This is a genomic window from Bradyrhizobium sp. LjRoot220 (genome assembly GCF_964252915.1).
Classification (GTDB): Bacteria; Pseudomonadota; Alphaproteobacteria; order Rhizobiales; family Xanthobacteraceae; genus Bradyrhizobium.
In genome coordinates this window covers 385,844-409,110 of record NZ_CAXUPS020000001.1, presented here as the reverse complement: position 1 = coordinate 409,110, position 23,267 = coordinate 385,844, and the positions used below count along the sequence as shown (strand labels likewise).

At 63.9% G+C, this 23,267-nt stretch carries 18 protein-coding genes; 6 read left to right on the top strand and 12 right to left on the bottom strand.

All coding sequences use genetic code 11. The features are described 5' to 3' along the window. The first annotated feature begins 36 nt into the window (after window positions 1-36). The 4 genes from ACSQ84_RS01760 (at window position 37) to ACSQ84_RS01745 (ending at window position 5,936) form a co-directional block, all read left to right on the top strand. Window positions 37-441: a cupin domain-containing protein gene (locus tag ACSQ84_RS01760; protein ID WP_436209926.1), complete on the top strand. Its 405-nt coding sequence runs from the start codon at window positions 37-39 to the stop codon at window positions 439-441. Window positions 442-665: 224 nt separating this feature from the next. Next, window positions 666-1,166 (top strand): hypothetical protein, encoded by a 501-nt coding sequence (locus ACSQ84_RS01755; protein ID WP_436209925.1) that lies wholly within the window; start codon window positions 666-668, stop codon window positions 1,164-1,166. Window positions 1,167-2,041: 875 nt separating this feature from the next. After that, the gene (locus ACSQ84_RS01750) at window positions 2,042-3,433 is read left to right on the top strand and encodes a cation-efflux pump (RefSeq protein WP_436209924.1); all 1,392 of its coding nucleotides are present in this window, start codon (window positions 2,042-2,044) and stop codon (window positions 3,431-3,433) included. 202 nt (window positions 3,434-3,635) lie between these two features. After that, the gene (locus ACSQ84_RS01745; RefSeq protein WP_436209923.1) at window positions 3,636-5,936 is read left to right on the top strand and encodes a PAS domain-containing sensor histidine kinase; all 2,301 of its coding nucleotides are present in this window, start codon (window positions 3,636-3,638) and stop codon (window positions 5,934-5,936) included. A gap of 4 nt (window positions 5,937-5,940) precedes the next feature. Here the strand turns inward: ACSQ84_RS01745 and ACSQ84_RS01740 are convergent, their stop codons facing one another. After that, window positions 5,941-6,831 carry a LysR family transcriptional regulator gene (locus tag ACSQ84_RS01740; protein ID WP_436209922.1) on the bottom strand — a complete coding sequence of 297 codons (891 nt, stop codon included), beginning with the start codon at window positions 6,829-6,831 and terminating at the stop codon, window positions 5,941-5,943. A 603-nt stretch (window positions 6,832-7,434) separates the two neighbouring features. On the opposite strand from ACSQ84_RS01740, the gene ACSQ84_RS01735 reads away from it, so the two are divergent. Then, window positions 7,435-8,601 (top strand): acyl-CoA desaturase, encoded by a 1,167-nt coding sequence (locus tag ACSQ84_RS01735; RefSeq protein ID WP_436209921.1) that lies wholly within the window; start codon window positions 7,435-7,437, stop codon window positions 8,599-8,601. A gap of 54 nt (window positions 8,602-8,655) precedes the next feature. Here the strand turns inward: ACSQ84_RS01735 and ACSQ84_RS01730 are convergent, their stop codons facing one another. The 11 genes from ACSQ84_RS01730 to ccmI form a co-directional block, all read right to left on the bottom strand. Continuing rightward, window positions 8,656-8,853: a hypothetical protein gene (locus ACSQ84_RS01730; protein WP_436209920.1), complete on the bottom strand. Its 198-nt coding sequence runs from the start codon at window positions 8,851-8,853 to the stop codon at window positions 8,656-8,658. Between the two features lie 820 nt (window positions 8,854-9,673). Next, the gene (locus ACSQ84_RS01725) at window positions 9,674-10,048 is read right to left on the bottom strand and encodes a nuclear transport factor 2 family protein (RefSeq protein ID WP_436209919.1); all 375 of its coding nucleotides are present in this window, start codon (window positions 10,046-10,048) and stop codon (window positions 9,674-9,676) included. Between the two features lie 31 nt (window positions 10,049-10,079). After that, on the bottom strand, window positions 10,080-13,040 hold the full coding sequence (locus tag ACSQ84_RS01720) for a bifunctional [glutamine synthetase] adenylyltransferase/[glutamine synthetase]-adenylyl-L-tyrosine phosphorylase (protein WP_436209918.1): 2,961 nt from the start codon (window positions 13,038-13,040) through the stop codon (window positions 10,080-10,082). After that, on the bottom strand, window positions 13,037-14,503 hold the full coding sequence (locus ACSQ84_RS01715) for a sensor histidine kinase (protein ID WP_436209917.1): 1,467 nt from the start codon (window positions 14,501-14,503) through the stop codon (window positions 13,037-13,039). The genes ACSQ84_RS01720 and ACSQ84_RS01715 overlap by 4 nt, the downstream gene beginning before the upstream one ends. Then, window positions 14,487-15,167: a response regulator transcription factor gene (locus tag ACSQ84_RS01710; RefSeq protein WP_074280906.1), complete on the bottom strand. Its 681-nt coding sequence runs from the start codon at window positions 15,165-15,167 to the stop codon at window positions 14,487-14,489. Before ACSQ84_RS01710 ends, ACSQ84_RS01715 begins: the two co-directional genes overlap by 17 nt. Before the next feature lie 275 nt (window positions 15,168-15,442). Beyond that, a complete protein-coding gene (locus ACSQ84_RS01705; RefSeq protein ID WP_436209916.1) occupies window positions 15,443-17,044 on the bottom strand; it encodes a Do family serine endopeptidase in 1,602 nt (533 codons plus the stop codon). Between the two features lie 306 nt (window positions 17,045-17,350). Beyond that, window positions 17,351-17,872, bottom strand: coding sequence for a DUF1993 domain-containing protein (locus ACSQ84_RS01700; RefSeq protein ID WP_436209915.1), 522 nt, complete (start codon window positions 17,870-17,872; stop codon window positions 17,351-17,353). A gap of 79 nt (window positions 17,873-17,951) precedes the next feature. Next, complete coding sequence (locus ACSQ84_RS01695) at window positions 17,952-18,464, bottom strand: cytochrome c-type biogenesis protein (RefSeq protein ID WP_436209914.1); 513 nt, start codon at window positions 18,462-18,464, stop codon at window positions 17,952-17,954. 4 nt (window positions 18,465-18,468) lie between these two features. Further along, entirely contained in the window at window positions 18,469-20,451 is a 1,983-nt protein-coding gene (locus ACSQ84_RS01690; RefSeq protein WP_436209913.1) for a heme lyase CcmF/NrfE family subunit, read from the bottom strand. Continuing rightward, window positions 20,448-20,933, bottom strand: a complete 486-nt coding sequence (ccmE, locus tag ACSQ84_RS01685; protein ID WP_436209912.1) for a cytochrome c maturation protein CcmE — start codon at window positions 20,931-20,933, stop codon at window positions 20,448-20,450. Before ccmE ends, ACSQ84_RS01690 begins: the two co-directional genes overlap by 4 nt. 33 nt (window positions 20,934-20,966) lie before the next feature. Beyond that, on the bottom strand, window positions 20,967-22,070 hold the full coding sequence (ccmI, locus tag ACSQ84_RS01680; RefSeq protein ID WP_436209911.1) for a c-type cytochrome biogenesis protein CcmI: 1,104 nt from the start codon (window positions 22,068-22,070) through the stop codon (window positions 20,967-20,969). Window positions 22,071-22,504: 434 nt separating this feature from the next. Between ccmI and exbB the strand changes: the two genes are divergently transcribed. Further along, window positions 22,505-23,263, top strand: a complete 759-nt coding sequence (exbB, locus tag ACSQ84_RS01675; RefSeq protein ID WP_436209910.1) for a tonB-system energizer ExbB — start codon at window positions 22,505-22,507, stop codon at window positions 23,261-23,263. Window positions 23,264-23,267 lie beyond the last annotated feature (4 nt).

The window sequence follows — 23,267 nt, the reverse complement described above, 5'->3', positions numbered from 1 at the left end:
TAGCCTTTGGCAGGCTTAGACCAACGGAGGCGACACATGCGTTTCACACTGAGCTGTGCACTCATCGCCATTCTCGGCATCCCCGCCCACGCCCAGCAGGCGGGGCTGGCCAAGCCCAATCTGGTTCTGCAGCAAATTGTCGAGGGTTTGCCGAATGACGCCAAACAGACCGTCCGAGTCCTGACCGCCACATTCAAACCGGGCGACAAAACTGTCTACCACACCCACCGCTTCCCCGTGACGGTCTATGTCGTGGAAGGCGCCTTCACGCTCGACCTGAAGGATCGCCCTCCCCTGACGGTGCGCGCAGGAGAAGCGATGGTGGAGCCGCCGAACGTGGCGATGACCGGCTACAATCCCAGCGCGACCGAACTGACCAAGGTGGTCATCTTCTACGTCTCGACGCCCGACACGCCGTTCCTTGACCCGTTGCACCATTGATGCCGCCGCACGGGCGGGCTCGGCGGCATCCATGCCGATTTTCAGATCCGACCAGCTCGTAGCGCATATTAGCGCAGCGTAATCCGCCATCTTGTTTGAATGCACCGGGATTACGCCTTCGGCAAATCCGCGCGCGGATTCCTAACTGCACTGTGGCGCCTACCTACTCGCGAATGGGGAACGAACGGGCCTAACGGAAGTTCGTTTCGATAAGGAGAGCGCTCATGGCTGACAAATCAACATTTACCGCCGACGAATGGAAAACGCTTTTGGAAAGCGTGATGGCACCCGGCCTCGCCGTAACTGCAGCCGAGCCAAGTGGGATTTGGGGCCTGCTCCAGGAGAGTTTCGCAAGCGGAAAAATGCTGGCGAAGGCGAAGACGGAAACAAGTTCAAACCCACTCATTAAAGCCGTTGCCGATGACTTCGCAACAAGCGAGGGGCGAGCCGTGTCACACGACGGTTTGAAGGAAAATCTCAGCGGCAGAAAACCGTCCGAGGTAAAGACGGCATGCATCGAAATCCTGAGAAAAGCTGACGCCGTTCTAAGTGCGAAAGCGCCGGGCGACGCCGCTGCGTTCAAGAACTGGTTGCGCGAGATCAGCCAACACGTGGCCGAGGCATCCATCGAGGGTGGATTTCTCGGCATTGGCGGTGTTGTGGTTAGCGATACCGAAAAGGCGACGCTTGCTGAAATCTCCAGCGCACTCAAACTGCCGAGTTAGAGCAGGTAGGCGATTAGCGTAGCGGAATCCGCCATGAGGTAAATCGGCGGATTACGCTTGCCAATCGGCCCTGCGCGGCTCGCGGCGAGCCATGAGGCCAGCACGGCTGCGGCAACGTCTGGCAGCCGTCAGCCCCTCCAATTATTTTCCGATTTCCGGAAGTTTCTCTTGACACCACCCCAAATCACCGGCATATCATGGCCATCCCGTCCTACTCAGAAGGGCGTCGGCCGTCGTCACGGACGTTGGACGGGTTGCGGTGGACGCTGATGTCGCGATGGACGATCGCGGCGGATAGCGTACGGTGAAGACGTGTGGTCCTGACGTCGCGGTGCTGGCGTCAATGCACCTGGAGACAATAGCTTCCAGGGCGCAACGGAGGCAAAAGAGCCGTTCTCCGGGGAGAGCTCGTTATAAGCCGTAAAGCCATTGCGCAGGGAATGTCGGATTGCCTCCGCTGCCCTGTATGCTCGTGTGCAGCTTTCTATGCACAATTCGCACACGAGACCGCGGGTGCAGCGCGCATCCGGCATTCCCTGCGCCCTCTGTTTTCAGAGGTGCGAAAATAAGAGCAAACCTCGGGCGGATCACGCCGCGAGAATGCGAAGCTATTTCCTCGTCGTCCCTGCGAACGCAGGGACCCATAACCACAGGATTTCATGGTGACGCAGAATTATCGAACAGCGTCTTCCAACACAGGCGACACGGCGTATGGGTCCCTGCGTTCGCAGGGACGACAAAACGGATAGACCTTCGCAAATGACAGCTCTCTTAACTCGGAACAATTCGCAACAAACCTGCTTCTGCAAACCAGTTGCGACTAGCGCTGTGGATGGCCGCTTGATGTTGACGGACGCCCTGCTAAACCGCCGGTCATGACATTAACCCACGCCCGCGTTTCCAGCCTCAAGACCAATGTCGCCGCGATCTCGATTTTCGCCAGCGCCGGCATGGCCGCGGCGAAATTTGCGGTCGGGATTGCGATCGGCAGCCTGGCGCTGATCTCGGAGGCGCTGCACTCCTCCGTGGACGTGGTCGCGACCATCATCACCTGGCTGGTGGTGCGGGTCTCCGACCAGCCGGCCGATGCGGAACATCATTACGGCCACGGCAAGTTCGAAAGCCTCTCCGCGCTGTTCGTCATCGCGCTGCTCTATGTGCTGGCCGGCGGCATTTTGGTGGAATCCTGGAGCCGCCTGCGCGAAGGCGCTCCGCCGCCGACGCTGTCGGCCGTGCCCTTCGTGGTGCTGGTGATCGACATCGCCGTCAATTTCTGGCGGGCGCGGGCGCTGCATCGCACCGCGCGCGAAACCAAGAGCCAGGCGCTGGCCGCCGACGCGCTGCATTTCGCCTCCGACGTGCTCGGCTCGACCGCCGTCATCATCGGCCTGGCGCTATCAGGTCTCGGCTATGCCTGGGGCGACACGGCGGCGGCGATCGCGGTGGCCGTGATGATCTCGGTGCTGGGATTGCGGCTGGGACGATCCACCATCGAAACCCTGCTCGACCGCGCGCCGGAGGGCGCGGCGGAGAAAGCTGCGATCGCAATCCGCGCCGTGCCCGGCGTGGTCGGCGTCGAGCGCCTGCGCGTGCGGATGGTCGGGCCGACCCATTTCATCGACGCCATCGTCAACGTGCCGCGCACCACTCCGATCGACCGCGTCGAGGCGATCAAGCGGACCGCGCAGCAAGCGGTCAGCACGGCGCTCGGCGATGCCGACCTGACGTTCACCGCGGTGCCGGTGGCGCGCGACAATGAGAGCGTGCGCGAGCGCATCATGGTGATCGCGCGCAATTCCGGCCTCGCGGTCCACCATGTCACGGTGCACGATCTTGGCGGCCGGCTGACGGTTTCGATCGACCTCGAGGTCGACGGCGACATGGCGCTGACGGCGGCGCACGATATCGCCCATGAACTGGAGCGCAGCATCCGCGAGGAGTTTGGCGAGGACGTCGAGGTCGACACCCATATCGAGCCGCTGGAACCGGAATTGCCCCACGGCACCGATGCCTCACCCGAACGGGTGGAGGTCATCAAGGCGGCACTGGCGGGCTTTGCCGGCAATGGCGGCGCCATCCATGACATCCACAATGTGCGGGTGCGCGACACCGACGCCGGCGAAATCGTCAACTTCCATTGCCGCGCCGCGCCCTCGATGAGCGTCATCAAGGTGCATGACAACGTCGACGAAATCGAGCGCGCGCTGCGCCGCGCCTTCCCCACCATCAAGCGCGTCATCAGCCACGCCGAGCCGACGCGTGCATAGTCCTTGCGTAAGTTTACGGGCGCGTTCCTGTTTCGGACTCTTTTTGGAGTCCCTGATTCCCCATTGGACAAGATTTATTTCGTATTAACGAATCGTTGACTCTCGACAGCCCGGAAAAAACGGATTCAAATCGCTGTGATTCGGAAGCGACGTGGGGTTCTTCCGAACGGGTGCAAAAATTGAATTCGGTGGGGTCTTAAGCATGGCGCGTGCGCATGCGGCGAACGCGTGCGTCCAATCCGACTCGATCAAGGGATTGGCGCAATCGATCGCTAAGCCGGCTTACCACAGGCTGCTGATCGCCGAACCGGCGCTGCGACGCGCCGTGCCGACGCTGATCATCGCCTTCCTGATCACCATCTGCCTTGGCGCGGTGGTGCAGGTGATCGACCAGAGCCGGCAAAAACGCGCCGCAATCAAGCGCGACCTCGCCGCCGTCACCGACCTGCTGGCCGAGCGTCTCGACCGCCTGGCCTCGATCCGGCAGGACCGCGCTGTTAACATCGACCGGCTGCAAAGCCTGCTGCCCGAACTCATTCCCTCCTGGGGCAACTCGGGCGGCCGTCATTTCATCATCACCGGCGCGGATCATCGCGTGCTGGCGCGGCTTCCGGTCGAGGGCCTCGGCGGCAGCGACCGCGTGCTCGACGTGATCTCGACGGCGCAATTGCTCGCTGCCCCCAGCCAGCAGGGCGTCGTCAGCGAGATGACGCTGCCGAGCGGCAACGGCGCCATGGCGATCTCGCGGCTGATCAAGGCGCTGCCCGGCCAGATCATCGTGATCCAGGAAAGGAACGATCCCCTGTGGGGATCGGACGCGGCGCTGTCGGTGACGCTGTCCGCGACCACCGGGTTCGTCGTGCTGATCCTCGGCTTTGCCTTCCACTGGCAATCGACCCGCGCCCGCGAGGGCGACCTGATCAACGACGCGGTGCGCGGCCGCATCGACACCGCGCTCAACCGCGGCCGCTGCGGCCTGTGGGACTGGGATCTGTCGCGCGGCCGGATCTTCTGGTCGCAGTCGATGTTCACGATGCTCGGCCTCGACTCCCGCAACGACCTGCTGACCTTCGGCGAAGTCAACGCGCTGGTGAAATCCGACGACATCGACCTGTTCGCGATCGCCGATCAACTGATCTCCGGCAAGCTCGACCATATCGACCAGACGTTCCGCATGCAGCACACCGACGGCCACTGGATCTGGCTGCGCGTCCGCTGCGAACTCAGCCAGGCCGCCGCCGACAACGGCCTGCATCTGATCGGCATTGCGGTCGACATCACCGAACAGAAGAGCCTCGCCGAGAAGACGGTCGAGGCGGATTTGCGGCTGCGCGACGCGATCGAGACCATCCCGGAAGCCTTCGTGCTGTGGGACGCCGAGGACCGTCTGGTGCTCTGCAACTCGCATTTCCAGCGCCTGCACAAATTGCCTGATACCGCGGTGACGCCCGGCACCTCCTATGAAACCGTGATCGAAGTCGGCAGCATGCCGGAGGTCCGCACCAGATTGCAGGAGACCGGCGCGCAGGCGCCGGGCGCGCGCACCTTCGAAGCCCAGCTTGACGACGGCAGCTGGCTGCACATCAGCGAGCGCCGCACCAAGGACGGCGGCTACGTCTCGGTCGGCACTGACATTACCCGCATCAAGGAGCACGAGCACAAGCTGGTCGAGAACGACGCGCGGATGCGCGCCAACGTGCTCGATCTGAAGCGTTCGCAGGCCGAACTCGCCGACCTCGCCGAGAAATATTCGCAGGAGCGAACCCGCGCCCAGGAAGCCAACCAGGCCAAATCAAAGTTCCTCGCCAATATGAGCCACGAATTGCGCACGCCCCTTAACGCCATCATCGGATTCTCCGAGATCATGGGCAGCGGCATGTTCGGCGTGCTCGGCTCCGACAAATATCAGGAGTACTGCCACGACATCCTCACATCAGGCAAATATCTGCTCGAAGTCATCAACGACATCCTCGACATGTCGAAGATCGAGGCCGGCCGCATGAAGCTCGACATGGAGCCGCTCGATCTGTCGAACATCCTGGCGGAGTCGCTGCGCGTGGTCTCGGGGCGCGCCGAGGACAAGCATTTGACGCTGGACGCCGACATCGAAAGCACCATCTCGGTCATGGCCGATCGGCGCGCGGTCAAGCAGATCTTCGTCAACCTGCTGTCCAATGCCGTCAAATTCACCCCCGACGACGGCCGGGTGACCGTGCGCGGCCAGGTGCTCAGCGATTCCATCGTGCTCATGATCGCCGACACCGGCATCGGCATCGCCCCGGATTCGCTGCGCCGGCTCGGCAAGCCGTTCGAACAGGTCGAGAGCCAGCTCACCAAGACCTATCAGGGGTCGGGTCTCGGTCTCGCCATTGCCCGGTCGCTGACCAGTCTGCACGGCGGAACGATGCGGCTGCGCTCCAAGCTCGGCGCCGGAACGGTGGTGCGGATCAAGCTGCCGCGCGAGCCGCACACGCCGAGGGCCAGGCTTTCCGAAGCGGCGTAATCGCCTATTCCAGGGTCGGCGCCACTTCGCGGGCGATCTGCACCAGGGCTGCGATCAACGGCGTCATCGGATCGCGCTGCGGCACCACCATGCCGATGCTGTAATCGACGACGGGATCGACGATCGGAATACTGCGGACGGTGTCCGCGAGACCCAGCGTCTCCGCCAGCTTCGCCGGCATCACGCTGGCCCAGCGCCCGGTCTTGACGTGGGTATAGAGCACCAGCAGCGAGTTCGACGTTAGAGTCGGCATCGCCTCGGCGCCGACCGACTTCAGCGCGCGGTCGATGATGCGGCGGTTCTGCATGTCCGGCGTCAGGAGGCAGAGCGGCACCTGGCCGACTTCTTTCCAGGTGACCTGCTTGCGATCGCCGAACATCGCATCGGGCGCCGTCAGCAGGCGGTAGTTCTCGTTGTAGAGCGGAATGGTGCGAACCTTGCCGATCGGTTCGTTCTCGATATAGGTCAGCCCGGCGTCGACCTCGAGATTTTCCAGGAGGCCCAGCACCTCGGCCGAGGTGCAGGACCGGATCTGGAAACGCACATCGGGATGGCGCGCGCGGAACGGGGTGGTGAGCTGTGCCACCATGCCGAGCACGGTGGGGATAGCGGCGAGCCGGATCTCGCCGGAGAGCTTGTCCTTGAGGCTGTTGATCTCCTGCCGCATGGCGCGGGTGTCGCCGACGATCCGCCGCGCCCAGTCGAGCGTGCGTTCGCCCTCGGGCGTAAAACCCTGAAAGCGCGAGCCGCGCTGCACCAGCATGACGCCGAGAATTTCCTCGAGCTGCTTGAGGCTGGTCGACATCGTCGGCTGGGTGACGCCGCAGGCTTCCGCGGCGCGTCCGAAATGCCGCTCCTTGGCAAGCGCCAGCAGAAGTTCAAGCTTGTCGATCAAGACGATGGCCCCGATGAATCTGGTCGTTAACGCCGCGCTCCGGCGGCCACAAATACCACGGGCGCCGCTGGGCCCATAATTCAAAAGCCGCATTCCAGAAGGGTGATTTCGGCACTCATTGGAACTGCAAATCGTCCGATTTCAATGACAGATCAATCGGGTTTCACCATCGCTGCACATGAGATAGCGCTATCGATCTTTGGAGCGATTCCAATCTCACCGGAGGCGTGGGCGACGCGATCCAGCTGCTGAAGCAGGCGTAAGCCGGCCGGGCCGATCCAGAACATTCAAGCCGCACCTTTCCGTAAAAACACGGAATGCGCTGCGCCATTTTGCCCCAGAATGCCCCTCAATTGTAATGTCGGAAACCCGACATAGCCTTGCGGGGCTGGCCTGTCGTCGCTATTTGTGGTTGGTGAGGTTTCGGCCGACCGAGTGGCCTGCGCGGCGTAGCGCGCGTGAGTGACCAGCCTCTATCCAACGCTCGACTAACATCGTCCGGCCCTTCAGGGGGTCTTTAACCGGTGGATGCGATACTCACTCGTCCATCAGCCGTGAGTCATGCCCGCGAATGCCGGCATCAGGGAGCCAAGTACGCCTTAAATGTTCGACAAGTCAGACAATGCCGACGCCCACATCACCGACGCGCATGACGACATCATGTATCCGTCCGCCCTGCCCTTCATCGTGCTGCACCTCAGCTGCTTTGCCGCGTTCTGGTCCGGCATCACCTGGCAGGCGGTGGCGATCTGCGGGACGCTGTACTGGCTGCGCATGTTCGCGATCACGGCGGGGTATCACCGCTACTTCTCGCACCGCGCCTTTTCGACCAGCCGGCTGTTTCAATTCGTGCTGGCGTTCCTCGCCCAGAGCACCACCCAGAAGAGCGTGCTGTGGTGGGCCGCCAAGCATCGCCACCATCATCTGCATTCCGATACGCAACATGACGTGCATTCGCCGCGGCACCGGGGCTTCTTCTACAGCCATGTCGGGTGGATTTTCTACCGCCAGCACGACCTCACCGATCTGGTCAAGGTGGCGGATTTTGCCGCCTTTCCGGAATTGAAATTCCTGCACCGGTTCGAGCAGCTGCCCAGCGTGATCCTCGCGCTCATCTGTTTCCTGATCGGCGGATGGTCCGGCCTCGTGGTCGGGTTCGTCTGGAGCACCGTGCTGCTCTATCACGCGACCTTCTGCATCAATTCGCTGGCCCATGTTCACGGCCGCAAGCGCTACGTCACCGGCGATGATTCCCGCAACAACTGGCTGCTGGCGTTCTTCACGATGGGCGAAGGCTGGCACAACAACCACCACGCCTACCAGAGCAGCGCACGCCAGGGTTTTCGCTGGTGGGAAATCGACGTCACCTTTTACATTTTGAAGGCGCTGTCTTTCGTTCGCGTCGTCCGCGACCTGAAGACCCCGCCCGCGGAAGTGCTGCGCAACGAGCAGCGGCTCGGCTCGCGCGTCATCAATCGCGCCGCCGACGAACTCGTCGCCCGGTTCAACCCCGAACGGATTGCGCTGGCCGTGTCGGCGGCGCTGCATTCGTCCGAGTTGTCGGCGCTGCAGGAGACGCTGAGCCAGGCCCGATCGCACACGGCCGACGCGCTGGCGTCGCTGCATCCGAGGATCCCCACCCGCGACGAGTTGCTGGCGCAGGCGCAGGCGATGTTTGCGCGCACCCGCTCGCTCGATGAAATCGTCGATCGCGCGCACCAGCTGCTGCTGGGCGCGGTCGGCTCGCGGCTGGTTGCGGTGCGGGCGTAGGAAGAAGCGGCGAAATGGATTGGGCTCCAGTCCGCCCTGCGAGCCATTCGACCATCAATATCGAATGGAGCCGAGCGACATGACCACATTCATGGTCAAATAGCCGGGCGACGGATTCCACCAATCCGGCGCACCGGTGCCGGAGGAGCCTATGGTCGTGGACGTCGGCGGCTTGCTAAACGCCGATGCCAGGCCGCCGCCGTTGACCAATTCCAGTTCATTGATGCCCAGTTCATGATTGACCTTGGTCATGGCAACTCTCCATCCGTTGGCGCAAGCGATCATCGCTCGTGATGACCGCAGCCTATGCCGGCGGAGCAAACCCTTCCGTGACTGTCGTCACGCCGGCGAGGATGTCGGCATTCGCGCGGGCTTTGCCCGCCAATTCCGATTCAAATTTCAAACAGCCCCAGGTCGTCATTGCACTTCTCAGCTCTCTCCACGCGTCGTCCCTGCGAACGCCGATGCGCAATTGCGCATCGGGGGACCCATACCGCGTGGTCTCTCGATGAAGCTTCGATAGCAGAGACCTTTCGCAAAACTTCTCCCTGTGGTTATGGGTCCCTGCGTTCGCAGGGACGACGAGGAAATAGTTTCGCATTCTCGCGACGCATTACGCCCGAGGTTTGCTCGTAATTTTCGCACCTCTTCAAACCGTACGCTCCAGCACCTTTCGTCAAGGGCACCTTCGCGTCCATCGCAACCCGTCCAACGTCCGTGACGACGGCCGACGCCCTTCTGAGTAGGACGGGATGGCCAAGATATGTGCCACTGATTTGGCTTCCGCAAAAGCGAAATATTTTTTATTTCGGGGCTTGACATGAGTTCTGTAAATCGGAAGTGATTTGCCCGTCGGGTTGTTTTGTCGCATCCGAGCAATCCCCTCCGTCGTCATTCGATGCGCAATTGCGCATCTGAGGGCTCGCGAAGCGAGAAACCGGAAAATCCATCGGGCGACAGAGCGTGCGGTCCAATGGATCCTCTGATGTGCAATTGCACATCATCGCTTATGCGCGCCCCGGAATGACAGAGAGATAGCTGTAGGGGCGTCAGGGCGCGCCAATAACCGACCTCACTCCACGATTTTCCAGTACGAGTCCTTGCGGATCACCTTCCCATTGCGAAACGTGTAGAAGTCGCAACCATGGACTTCCTTTCTCGTTCCCTCGCGGGTGGTGCCTGTGAGCGTCCATTTTGAGATGCCAGTCTCAGTGGCCGAATCCACAAAATGCTCAGCATTGCCGTAGTGAACGTCGGGCAAGCCTTCAAAGCGCGTTGCCAGCGCTTCTCGTACGGCGCGCTTGCCCTCGAAACGGGCCCCCCAAGGCTTGCTTCCCCTCGGCATCTCCAGGACACAGTCGTCAGCAAAGAACGCCATGATGCGATCCAGATCGTGGGCGTTGAAGGCCTCACATAGCTCAATCAGCGTCGATCGAATGTCGTCCATCGCCTCTCTCCATGGCTATTGTATCGGTGCTCTATCCTCCGCCCACCAGCGCCAAAAACACCCGCCGCACCTCCGCCTGCGTCTCCCGCACCCGCGCCTGCAGGGTCGAGAAATCCGGTGTATCGCCCGCTCGCGCCATCACGCGCTGCAAGTTCTCCCCCGCCGTTTCCGGGTTGAATTTTCCGCTCACGCACAGCCGCAAAATCTGAGTCAGGTCGTGATAGAGCCGCGCCGCGGAGCGCAGCACTTCGGCTTCGGCCTGCGCGAGCACGCCGGATCGCGCGGCGTTGTCGAGTACCTGCAGCGTCGAGACGCTGAGAATTTCGGGCTTCTGAGCGGCATATGCGAGTTGCAGATACTGCGCGATGAAATCGATATCGACCAGGCCGCCGGCGGCGAGCTTCAGGTCCCAGATATCGTCCTCGCCTTTTTCCAGCGCGATGGCGCGGCGCATGTCGGCGACGTCGCCGGCGGTGCTGGCGGGATCGCGCCGCCGGATCAAGACGCCGCGGATGACATCCTCGATCCTCTTGCGGAACGCAGGCGAAGCCGAAATCACCCTCGCCCGGGTCAGCGCCATGTGCTCCCAGGTCCAGGCCTCGCGCTCCTGATAGTCGGCAAATGAATCGATCCGCGACGCCAGCGGGCCGGCGCGGCCCGACGGGCGCAGCCGCATGTCGACGTCATAGAGCACGCCGTAATTGGTGCGCGTCGTGAAGGCCGAGATCAGGCGCTGCGTCAGCCGCGCAAAATACTGTGCGCCGTGCAGCGACCATTCCCCGTCGGAATCCGGATGCTCCTCGTCGAAATCATAAAGCAGGATCAGATCGAGGTCGGAGGATGCCGTCATCTCGCGGCTGCCAAGCCGGCCCATCGCGAGGATCGCGGTCTCCTGCCCCTTGATGCGGCCATACTGGGTCGCGAACTGCTCGGTGACCAGGCCATGCACGGTGTGCACGATGCCTTCCGCAACGTCAGCAAAGGCGACGCTGGCCTGCTGCGCCGAAACCGTGCCGGACAGGATGCGGGTGCCGATCAGGAACAGGCTTTCCTGTCCGAACAGACGGAGGCGATCGAGGAAATCCTCGTAAGAATCCGCATCCTGCAATGTCGCCGCAAGGCGCGCGGACAATTCCTTCTGGTCCGGCATCGCGCCGAAGAAGCGCGGGTCGATCAGCCCGTCCATGATCTGCGGCTGGCGCGCCAGCATGTCGCCGAGCCGCGGCGCGGCGCCGAGGATCAGCGCCACCAGCGCCACCAGATCGCGGTTCTGGCTCAACAATGAGATCAAACGCCCGCCGCGCTGCAAGGCGCCGAGGAAACGGTCGAACGCCGCCACCGCGTCGTCGGGGTCTTCGGCATGCGCGAGGCCATCGATCAGGCCGGGAATGAATTCGACGAACGCGGTTTTGGTGGCCCCGTTGCGCAGCGCGCGATAATCGCCCGCCATCCATTGCTGCAGGGTCCCGGCGACCGCGATCGGCTTCTTGAAGCCGAGATTCGCCAGATGCTCGAGTAACCGCGGCTCCTCCGGCCCCGCGCCGTAATTGACGTCAGGCAATTTCACGGTGCCGGTCGGATCGCCCTCGAACAGCTTGCTGTAGTGCCCCTGCACTGTCTTGAGGTGCCCGAGCAGATCGTTTGCAAAAGCGGCACGGCTCTCATAGCCGAAGAAGTTTGCAAAACGCTCCACGGCTTCGGGCTCGTCGGGCAGCGCATGGGTCTGCTCGTCCGATATCATCTGCAACCGGTGTTCGACCCGGCGCAGATACTCGTAAGCCGCGGTGAGCTCTTCCTGGGCCTGAAACGTGATCCAGTTGCTGGTCGCCAGCACCTGCAACGCCTGCAGCGTCGGCCGCACCCGCAAATGCGGATGGCGGCCGCCCGCGATCAGTTGCTGGGTCTGGGCAAAGAATTCGATCTCGCGGATGCCGCCGCGCCCGACCTTGACGTTGTGACCTTCGACGGAAATCTCGCTCTGGCCGCGATAGGTCTGCATCTGCCGTTTCATGTCGTGGACGTCGGCGAGCGCCGCAAAGTCGAGATGCTTGCGCCACACGAAGGGGGACAATTCGGCCATCAGCGCCTCGCCGGCCCTGGGATCACCGGCGCACGGCAGCGCCTTGATCATCGCGGCGCGCTCCCAGGTCCGCCCTTCCCGCTCGTAATAATGCAGCGCCGCCTCGGTCGACATCGCGACCTGCGTCGAGGCGGGATCCGGCCGCAGGCGCAGATCGACGCGGAACACGTAGCCGTCGCCGCTGCGCTGCTGCAGCAGCCGCGCGAGGGCCTGCGTGACGCGCACGAAGAACGGCGCCGGCTCGATGTCGGCGACCAATGACGTCGCGGCGGGATCGAAAAACACGATCAGGTCGATGTCGCTGGAATAGTTCAGTTCGCCCGCGCCCATCTTGCCCATCGCGAGCACGATCAGGCCGCTGCCTTCCTCCGGCCGGTCGTGGTTGACGGCCGTCATCCGGCTTCGCGCAACCTCCTGGCGGAGCAGAAACCGCAACGCCGCCTGCACCGAGGCCACGGCAAGATCGGTCAACGCCGCCGTCACGCGCATCACAGGCCAGACCCCGCCGACGTCGCACAGCGCGATCATCAGCGCGGCTTCCGCCTTCATACGGCGGAGCAGATGCATCACTTCGGCCTCATTGGCCGCGGCGAACACGTCGTTGGTGGTTTTCTCGATCAGCGACGCCAGATGCGTCTCCGGGTCGCACGCCAGCAGGCGGAGCAGCCGCGCGGCGTCGGCGCGGACCAGGTCGAACAGAAAGGGCGAGAACTCCGTGATCCCGTGCAGAATGCGCCGCGCAAACGGCTGCTCCAGCACGGCGCGGAGCGCAACCGACTGCGCCGGCTCCAGTTCGGCGAGCCAGTCGTTCAAGGTTCGTTCGGCGTCGCTGGAAGCGGAGACATGCGGCCCGTCCACGAAGCGCGCGGCGAGGCCCTGTCCTTCCGCGTTGCCCGGCGCGGATGAGTTCATGCCACCTTCTGTGGCACATCCTGCGTTTGAGCCGCAAGCCTGTCACCGGAGGCGGCGCGCGCCGGAATGGCCAGCGTCGCGATCAACCCCGGATGGGCATCGCCGAGCCGGAGCTCGCCGCCGTGCAGGGTTGCCACCGCCGAGGCCAGGCTGAGACCAAGGCCGGAGCCCGGCAGCGTCCGGCTGGCCTCCAGCCGCACAAAGCGTTCCACCGCGTGCTTGCGATCGCCTTCGGGAATGCCTGGGCCGTGATCGGTGACACTGAGCAGCACGGAATCGGCCTCGCGCCGCGCCTCGATCAGGATCTCCCTGGAGCGTGCCGCCACGGCGGGGTCCAGCGGCTGCACCGCCGGATCCGGCTTGCCGTATTTGATCGCGTTCTCGACCAGGTTGGCCAGCGCCTGGCTGATCAGCTCGCGGTTGCCGTGAAGCGGCGCCGGTGCGGTCTTGACGCGCAGGGTCAGGCCGTCGTCTTCGGCCAAGGGCTCATAGAGTTCGTGAATGCCCCTGGCGACGTCGGCGGCGTCGAAATCGTCCATGTTGCCGCGCGCCTGTCCGGACTCGGCACGCGCGATCATCAACAGCGCATTGAAGGTGCGGATCAGGCCGTCGGATTCCTCGATGGTGCGTTCCAGCGCGGCGCGGTATTCGGCCTCGCTGCCGGAACTCGCCAACGCCTCCTCGGCGCGGTTGCGCAGCCGCGTCAGCGGCGTCTTCAGGTCATGGGCGATATTGTCGGAGACTTCCTTGAGGCCCATCATCAGGGCCTCGATCCGCTCCAGCATGACATTGAGGTTTTCCGCCAGCCGGTCGAGTTCGTCGCCGCTGCGCCCCACCGGCAGCCGGCCGGACAGATCGCCGGCCATGATGCGCCTTGTGGTGCCGGTCATGGCGTCGATCCGGCGCAGCACCCGCCGCGCCACGAAGACGCCGCCGCCGAGGCCGAGCACGATGACGACGAGCAGCGACCATTGCGCGGCCTTGGCGACGATGCCGAACAGCCGCCTGCGTTCTTCCAGGTCGCGGCCCACCAGCAGGCGAAAACCGTTGCTGAGTTCGGTGACGCGCACCAGCGCGCGGTGATTGGCGCTATCCTGCTCGTCGAGCCGGCGGTACGCCGTCTCGGACCAGCCGATGGAGGACATCACGCCAGGCGACAGCGATTCGACGTTGCCGCCGAACGCCGTCCCCGCGGGCGTGGTGACGAGATAGAGGTTGGCGCCGGGCCGCAGCGTGCGGCGACTAAGCGTGAGGGCAAGGCCCTGCAGCCCGCGGCGTGCGTAGATGATCTCAATCTCGCCGATCTCGGCGTTGACGGTGGCGGTGATCTGCTCGTTGATCATCCGGCGCGTATTCCAGGCGAAATAGCCCAGCAACGAGGCGGCAAACAGCGCAAACAGAAACAGATAGACCAGCGTCAGGCGAAACGCCGTAGTGCGGATCAGTTTACCGAATGCCGTCACGGATCATGTATCCGGCGCCGCGGATCGTATGCAGCAAGGGCCGCTCGAAGCCCTTGTCGATCTTGGAGCGCAGCCTCGAGATATGCACGTCAATGACGTTGGTCTGCGGATCGAAATGATAATCCCAGACGTTTTCCAAAAGCATGGTGCGCGTCACCACCTGCCCGGCATGCTTCATCAAATATTCGAGCAGGCGGAACTCGCGCGGCTGCAGCGTCAGCTCGTCCTTGCCGCGGGCGACGCGGTGCGACAGACGGTCGAGTTCGAGATCGCCGACCTTGTAGGTGGTTTCCTCGGCCGGACCGCCATGGCGGCGCGACAGCACCTCGACGCGCGCCAACAGCTCGGCGAATGAATACGGCTTTGGCAGATAATCGTCACCGCCGGCGCGCAGGCCCTTGATGCGGTCATCGACCTGCCCGAGCGCGGAGAGGATCAAGACCGGCGTGCGGTTGCCCTTTTCACGCAAGCTGCCGATCAGCGACAAGCCGTCGCGCTTGGGCAGCATGCGGTCGACCACCAGCACGTCGTAGTCGCCGCTGTCGGCGAGCGACAGCCCTTCCTCGCCATCGCTGGCGAGATCGGCGACATAACCGACTTCACGGAACGCCTTCACCAGATAGTCGGCGGACTCGCGGTCGTCTTCGATGATCAACAGGCGCATTTGGGAGGCGGTTGCGGTCACGTCAGTGGCTTTCTCTCACCATGGCGCGGGCCGCATGCCGATGCAAGGCAACGGGGAACCCGTGCAATTTTTTGTGTTTGATAGAGTGAAAAAAGCGGGCGGCGAGGCTGGGGGACCTCACCGCCCTTTTCCCTTCCGACGGAGGGGGGCGTATTCCATCGAAAGGTAGCTGGAGGGAGCGAGTTTTGGACCCGCTCCCCGGAAGGAGCCGTCGGCGGGGGCGACTGATGCCGGCGAAACCCTCCATCTCGTACTTAACCCTTGGCCACCGGCACTGCCACGAACCGCGACGAACCGCCGCTCTTCACGCGCATGAGAACGCTGCTCTTGTTGTCCGTGCGCGCCGCGTTGATCGCATCGCGCACTTCGTTGGCGGTGGCGACGCTCTTGCCGGCCACTTCCAGGATGACATCGCCTTCCTTGAAGCCGCGTTCGGCCGCCGCGCTCTTCGGGTCGACCTCAGTGACAACGACGCCTTCCTTGCCGGCGCCGGCCACGCTGTTGGCGGGGGCAACCGTCATGCCGAGCTTCGGCACGTCGGTTCCCTTGTTCGGCTTGGCCTTGTCGCTATCCTCGGTGTTGGCCTTGGCCTCGACCGTGTTCGGCAACTGGCCGAGCGTGAGGTTCACGACCTTGTCCTGACCCTTGTGCAGCACGTTGAGCTTCACAGCCGCACCCGGCGCCAATCCGCCAATGGTGCGGGCGAGTTCGCGCGCATCCTTGACCGGCTCGCCGTTGACGGCGGTGATCACGTCGCCGGATTCGATGCCGGCCTTGGCCGCCGGACCGTTGGCCTGCGGTTCCGCCACCAGCGCGCCTTCCGCCTTTTTCAGGCCGAGGCTGTCGGCGATATCAGCGGTTACGGGCTGGATCTGAACGCCGATCCAGCCGCGGGCGACCGAGCCCTTGTCCTTGAGCTGGGCGACCACGTTCTTCACGGTCGATGCCGGGATCGAGAACGCGATGCCGACGCTGCCGCCGGACGGCGAATAGATCGCGGTGTTGACGCCCATCACCTCGCCGGCCGTATCGAACGCCGGTCCGCCCGAGTTGCCCTTGTTCACGGGCGCGTCGATCTGGATGAAATCGTCATACGGACCGTTGCCGATGTCGCGGCCGGAAGCCGAGACGATGCCGGCGGTCACGGTGCCGCCGAGGCCGAACGGATTACCGACCGCGAGCACCCAGTCGCCGATCCGCGGCTTGGAATCGGACAGTTTCGCGAACGGGAAGTCGGTGCGGCCGGCGACCTTGATCAGCGCGATGTCGGTGCGCGGATCGGTGCCGATCACCTTGGCGGTGTAGCTCTTGCCGTCGTCCATCGTGACCTCGACCTTGTCGGCGCCATCGACGACATGGTTGTTGGTCACCGCATACCCGTCAGGCGAGATGAAGAAGCCGGAACCCTGGCCGGTCACCGGGCCACGGCCACGCGGTCCACCGCGCAAGCCCGGGGGCAAACCGTCAGGTCCACCGAAGCGGCGGAAAAAGCGTTCCATCGGCGAGCCCGGCGGGAACGGCGAGTCCTCATCCTTGTTGGCGCTGTCGTCCTTGTCCTTGCCGGCGAGCTTCTCGGCGATGTTGATCTTGACCGAAATCACCGACGGCTTGACGCGCTCGACGATGTCGGCAAAGCCGACCGGCCGCTCAACCTTGCGGACTTCGGTGTTGACCTGCGCGTGCGCCGCGCTGCTGAAAACATCGACCGGGCCCTGCGACGGGCTGAAACCATAAACCGCGGCACCGAGGCCGGCGACGACGGACGCCATCAGCGCGAATTTGCGCGCCGAGAACAGCGAGCGGCGCGGCGCGCCATAGGACGGAAGCGAGGAAAGATCGACGGGACGTTCGGTCATTTTTAGCAATCTCCAGATCCAGAATTCGACGGTGCGGGGGCGGGCACCTCGGACAGGACGGAAGATGGGGGTTGGCGCCTTACCGCGTGCTGGCGGGGGAATTAAACTTTTGTAATGCTGGGAAGGTATGCATGCGGCAGTTTAGCACAGGCAATCCAAAGGCTTAGCGCGGGCTGAGAATGCCATTTTTGCGAGGTGACAGCCTTCCCCGGCCCGGAAAAACCGAACCGGTTCCGCATCTTTGAACTCCAAGCAAATCGCTACCCGCGCACCGCGAAATGAATGTGGTTCGCCTTGTGCAGGCCCTCAGGTCTTCATCTTGAGCCGGCCCAAGAAATCCCGCTTGCCGAGGGGAACGCCGTTGGTGCGCAGGATGTCGTAGGCGGTGGTGGCGTGGAAATAAAAATTGGGCAGCGAGAACGACATCAGAAAACCTTCGGCCGTGAACGGCAATTTGCGCTCGCCGAGCGCGAAGACGACGTCGCGGCCGGCGAGCGCGTTGACCGCCTCCGGCGTCCACGCGGACAGCGCCTCGCGCGCCTGCGTTACATGCGCCTGCAGGCCTGCGAAGTTGAACGGGGTCTTGAACGACGGCGGATTGAAGACGCCCTGCTGCACGCCCTCGATGGCGCCGCGGGAATGCTGGACCACGGAAATGATCTGGAAGCGGAACGGCAGCATGTCCGAAGCGAGCCGCGTCTCGACGATCGCTTCCGGATCGATGTTGTTCTCTTCAAAATGGGAAAGCGCGCGATCGAGAAAGCCTGAGACGGCGCCGAGGGTTTGCAGATAGTTCGCCACGCTGGCGTCGTAGAGTGAAAGCGCCATTTCGGATTCCCCCTGGGCGATTGTTTGTGACGACCGCCAATGTAATGGCGGAACCGGCCGGCTTGCAATCGACGCAGGTTCAGGCCGGCTTTTCCGGCGAGGTTTCCTTCGAGGTCTCCTTGGCGATCAGCCGCTCCAGGCGGGCTTCTTCCTCGGCGGTCAGCTTGAGCAAATCTCGATCTTCCGTATCGGGGAATTTCGCGCGGCGCCGGCTGTAGATCCATAGCGCGAGGCCGCCACCCCCGAGCGCCAGCGGCGGCAACAGCCACAGCACCAGTGTATGCGGATTGAACCGCGGCCTCAGCAGCACGAATTCGCCGTAGCGCGCCACCAAAAAATCGATCACCTGCGTATTGCTGTCGCCGGCCGCAATCCGCTCGCGCACCAGCAGCCGCAAGTCGCGCGCCAGCGGTGCCTCGGAATCGTCGATCGACTGGTTCTGACACACCATGCAGCGCAATTCGCGCGACAGATCGCGCGCACGCGCTTCCTTGCCCGGGTCCGCCATGATCTCGTCGGGCTGCACGGCGAAAGCGGACGGGCATCCGATCAGGAGAAACGCGGCAAATGCGCTGGCCAGGAGCAGCTTCAATGGATCACTCCGCCGCCTGCAATGCGCGCGGAGCCTTGGCGGGCTTCGGCGCGCCGACGCGCAAGCGCCGGTCCGACAGCGACAGCAGGCCGCCAAACCCCATCAGCACCGGCCCCCACCAGATCAGCAGCACCAGCGGCTTGTGATAGATGCGCACCGCGACCGCGCCTTCGTTCGTGCTCTCGCCGAGCGAGATATAGAGCTGGCTGGCGCCGCGCGTCAGCAGCGCCGCCTCGGTGGTCGACGAACCCCGCGTGGTGAAATTGCGCTTCGACGGCGTCATCACGCTGAGTGTTTCGCCGTCGAGACTGACGGTGAACTGCGCGATCATCTCGCGGAAATTCGGTCCCTGCCGCTGCGTGACGCCATCGAGCTTCAGTTGGTACCCGGCAACCCTGGCGACGTCGTTCGGCTTCAGGGTGCCAATATATTCGCTGTTCCAGGTGGTCTCGCAGACGATCCCGATCAGGGCCACGCCGACGCCGGCATGCGCGAACGCGGAGCCCCAGGTCGCCCGCGGCAAGCCGCGCGCGCGGTGCATCGCGGTGGCAAAGGGGGCGCGGAACAAGGCCGTGCGTTCGGCCAGATCGGTCATCGCACCGGCGATGACGAAGATCGCAAGCCCGATCGCGAGCGGCGCAAAGGTGCTGCCGCCATAGGTCCACGCATACGCCACAGCAATCGCGATCAGTGCGGTGATGCCGGCCGCGATCAGCCGCTGCGCCGCGCCGAGCAGGTCGCCGCGTTTCCACGCTAGCAGCGGCCCGAACGACATTGCCATCATCAGCGGCACGAACAACGGCCCGAAGGTCAGGTTGAAGAACGGCGCGCCGACCGAAATCTTGTCGCCGGTCAACACTTCCAGCGCCAGCGGATACAGCGTTCCGATGAACACCGTCGCGCAGGCCGTGGTGAGAAACAGATTGTTGAGCACCAGCGCGCCTTCGCGCGAGACCGGCGCGAACAGCCCGCCCTGCTTCAGCGCCGATGCGCGCCAGGCATAGAGCGTCAGGCTGCCGCCGATGAACAGGCACAGGATCAGCAGGATGAACACGCCGCGCGTCGGATCGGTCGCGAACGCATGCACCGACGTCAGCACGCCCGAGCGCACCAGGAAGGTGCCGAGCAGCGACAGCGAGAAGGTCAGGATCGAAAGGAGGATGGTCCAGACTTTCAGCGCGTTGCGTTTTTCCATCACCACCGCCGAATGCAGCAGCGCGGTGCCGGCAAGCCACGGCATCAGCGAGGCATTCTCAACCGGGTCCCAGAACCACCAGCCGCCCCAGCCGAGTTCGTAATAGGCCCAGTAGGAGCCCATCGCGATCCCGAGCGTCAGGAATATCCACGCCACCAGCGTCCACGGCCGCACCCAGCGCGCCCAGGCCGCATCGATCCGACCCTCGAGCAGGGCTGCGACCGCAAACGAAAACGAAATCGAGAACCCGACATAGCCGAGATAGAGCATCGGCGGATGCACCGCGAGGCCGATGTCCTGCAGCACCGGGTTGAGGTCGCGGCCCTCGATCGGCGGCGCGGCGATGCGCAGGAACGGGTTCGAGGTCATCAGGATGAACAGATAGAACGCTGCCGCGATCCACCCCTGCACCGCCAGCACATAAGCGCGCAGCGACAGCGGCAAATTGTTGCCGAAGGCGGCGACAAGACCGCCGAACAGCGCCAGGATCGACACCCACAGCAGCATCGAGCCTTCGTGATTGCCCCAGACGCCGGTGATTTTGTAGAGCAGCGGCTTGGTCGAATGCGAATTCTCGAACACGTTGACGACGGAGAAATCCGACGAGACATGGAGCATGACCAGCGCCGTGAACGACACCGCCACGAACAGCAATTGCGCCAGCGCCGTGGAGCGCGCGACATTCATCAAGGCAGCATCGCCCCAGCGCGCGCCGGCGATCGGCACCGTCGACTGGATCAGCGACAGCGCCAGCGCCAGCACCAGTGCGTAATGTCCGGCTTCAGCGATCACTTCGACGCCCCCTGCGTTGGCGCCACTGACGCGCTCGGCTTGGCGCCGTAATCGTCCTTCCAGTGGCCCTGTTTCTTCAGCGCGTCGGCGACGTCCTTGGGCATGTAGGTCTCGTCGTGCTTGGCGAGCACGGTGTCGGCCCGGAACACGCCTGACGCGTCGATCGCGCCTTCGGCAACGACGCCCTGCCCTTCGCGGAACAGGTCGGGCAGGATTCCCTTATAAGCAACCGGCAAGGTTGCGGCGCCGTCGGCGACGCTGAAATTCACCGCCAGATTGTCGCCGCGCACCAGCGATCCCGGCTGCACCAGGCCGCCGAGGCGAAAACGCTTGCCGGCCGGAATCTGCTTCTCGGCCGCCATCGAAGGGGTCGAAAAGAACACGATCGAATCGCGCATCGCGTTCAGCACCAGCGCCGCCGCTACCGCGAGCACCGCGAGCGAGCCGCCGATCATGGTCAAACGCCGTTGCTTGCGCGTCATGTTATCCTCTGGTTCCCTGCGTGATGGTATCCATCAGCCATCAAGCCCGAGATTCTTCAGGCCCTCATTGAGCTGGCGCAAGCGTTCGGCATCGTTGGCAACCGCCTGGCGTGCGTCGGACTGGGCACTCACCGCCTTGTCGCGCTCGCCCATCACCATATAGGCCCGCACCAGCCGCAACCATCCCTCAACGTCGTCGCCGTTCTGCTTCAGCCTTGTGGCGAGGCGGTCGACCATCCCGCGGATCATGGTGCCGCGGTCGGCCTCGTTCATGTCCTTGGCCGCAGCCATCGCATCATTCGACAGTGCGGGTGCAGCCGGACCGCCGACCCGCACTAGTGCGGCCTGAACCAGCGGCCGCCACGGCGCATCGGGTGCGGCCTTGGCCAGCATCGCGCGCCAGATCGCGGCGGCGTCGGTGCGACGGCCGTCCTGCTCGGCGGCAAGCCCGAGGAAATAGCCGGCCTTGGGCTCGTCGGCGTTCAGCGCGGCCGCGCGTTCGAACTCGGCCTTGGCCTGCGAGGTCACGACGCCGCCCGCCAAGCCCGTCAGGGCTTCGCCGAGATCGGACCGGCGCTCGGCGCTGTCGCCATTGTAAGCGATCGAATTACGCAGCGCCCGGATCGCATCGTCGTAGCGGCCGAGCCGCACCAATGCCGGGGCCAGAACGCTCCAGCCGCGGCCATCGCTCGGATTTTTTTCCAGATGCGCCTCGACCTGCGCGATCAGATTGTCGATCGGCTGGTTGGCGTCGGGGGCGCGGCTGCGGCTGGCGAGCGGGAAATCACCGAGCTGCGGCGATCCGAACGAAAGGTAGAAAGCAACCGCAGCGATCGGCAAGCCCACCAGCGCCAAAACAGTCGACGAGCGGCGCAGCGTTTGATTGGCCTGCGCCGGCGCATCGTCGATGCCATCCGCGGCCGCCAGCAGGCGACGGCTGATCTCGACGCGCGCGGCATCCGCTTCCGAGGCCCCAATCAGGCCGGCGGCGACATCGCGATCGATCTCGGCGAGCTGATCCCTGTAGACGGCGGCCTCGCTGCCACCAGCCGGCGCCGCCGAGCCGCGGCTCAACGGCCAGAGCACGGCAAAAATCGCCGCGACCGTCATCAGCGCGAACACAAACCACAGCGTCATCAAGCGGTTCCCGGGCGGAACGGCGCCTTCGAAGCAGGCACCGATGCGCCGCTTTACACCACTGGCGGCAAGCCCGGCAATTGACAAATGCGGCAGAAAAACCGGGGAAACCGGCGCGATCGCAGGCTCAACCGTTCGGAGGGCGCCGGGTCCCGGCGGCGCGACCCGCGAACCTGCGAGAAACGTCGCGCAGATCCGGGACCTGCAAGCCCGGCAGGTTGGCAGACCAAGCCAGGGCAAAATCGTGTGGAAAGCCATGCCCAAATGCCAGATCGGCCTCGAGCTAGAGCATTTGCACCAAGACGTAGGCGATGCTACAAAATGAGGTGAATACGTTAATTTCCAGTCCCTTAGAGGCAAGACTGATGCGCCCCTGTAATGCTATTCAACGCCACGCCCTTCCTTTCAGCCTCGCGTTTCTTTCGATCCCGCTCTTGTTGCTGTCGTTACCGGCCGCTGCGCAGGACGCAACGGAGAGAACGGCGATCGCGGCGGCGCTGCTGCCGCGCGATCTCAGCCCCTGGGGCATGTTCATGCAGGCCGACATCGTCGTCAAAGCCGTCATGATCGGTCTGGTCTTTGCGACCCTGGTGACCTGGACCGTATGGCTCTCAAAGACGGTCGAACTGATCAAGGCGCGCCGCAATGCGCGGAGCGCTTTGCGCGAACTTTCCAACGCCCGGAACGTGGAAGACGCCGTGCGGCACGTGCCCGAGGGAACGGTTGCCCAGTTGCTCGAAGGTGCGATGGCGGAATTGAAATTGAGCAACGAGCGAATGGACAAGGAAGGGATCAAGACCCGGGTTACCTCCCGGCTTCAGCAAATCGAGGCGGCGGCAAGCAGGCGCATCGGGTTCGGCACCGGCGTGCTGGCGACCATCGGATCGACCGGCCCGTTCGTCGGACTGTTCGGAACGGTCTGGGGCATCATGAACAGCTTCATCGGGATCTCGAAGTCGCAAACCACCAATCTGGCGGTGGTCGCGCCCGGGATCGCTGAGGCGCTGCTGGCGACGGCGCTGGGGCTGGTGGCGGCGATTCCCGCTGTCATGATCTACAATCTGTTCGCGCGCCAGATCAGCGCGTACCGCGCGCTGCTCGGCGACGGATCATCGGAGATCACACGGCTGGTCGGCCGCGACCTCGACAGCGGCGCCATGGTGGTTCGGCGGCATCTCGCAGCGGCGGAGTAGCAGC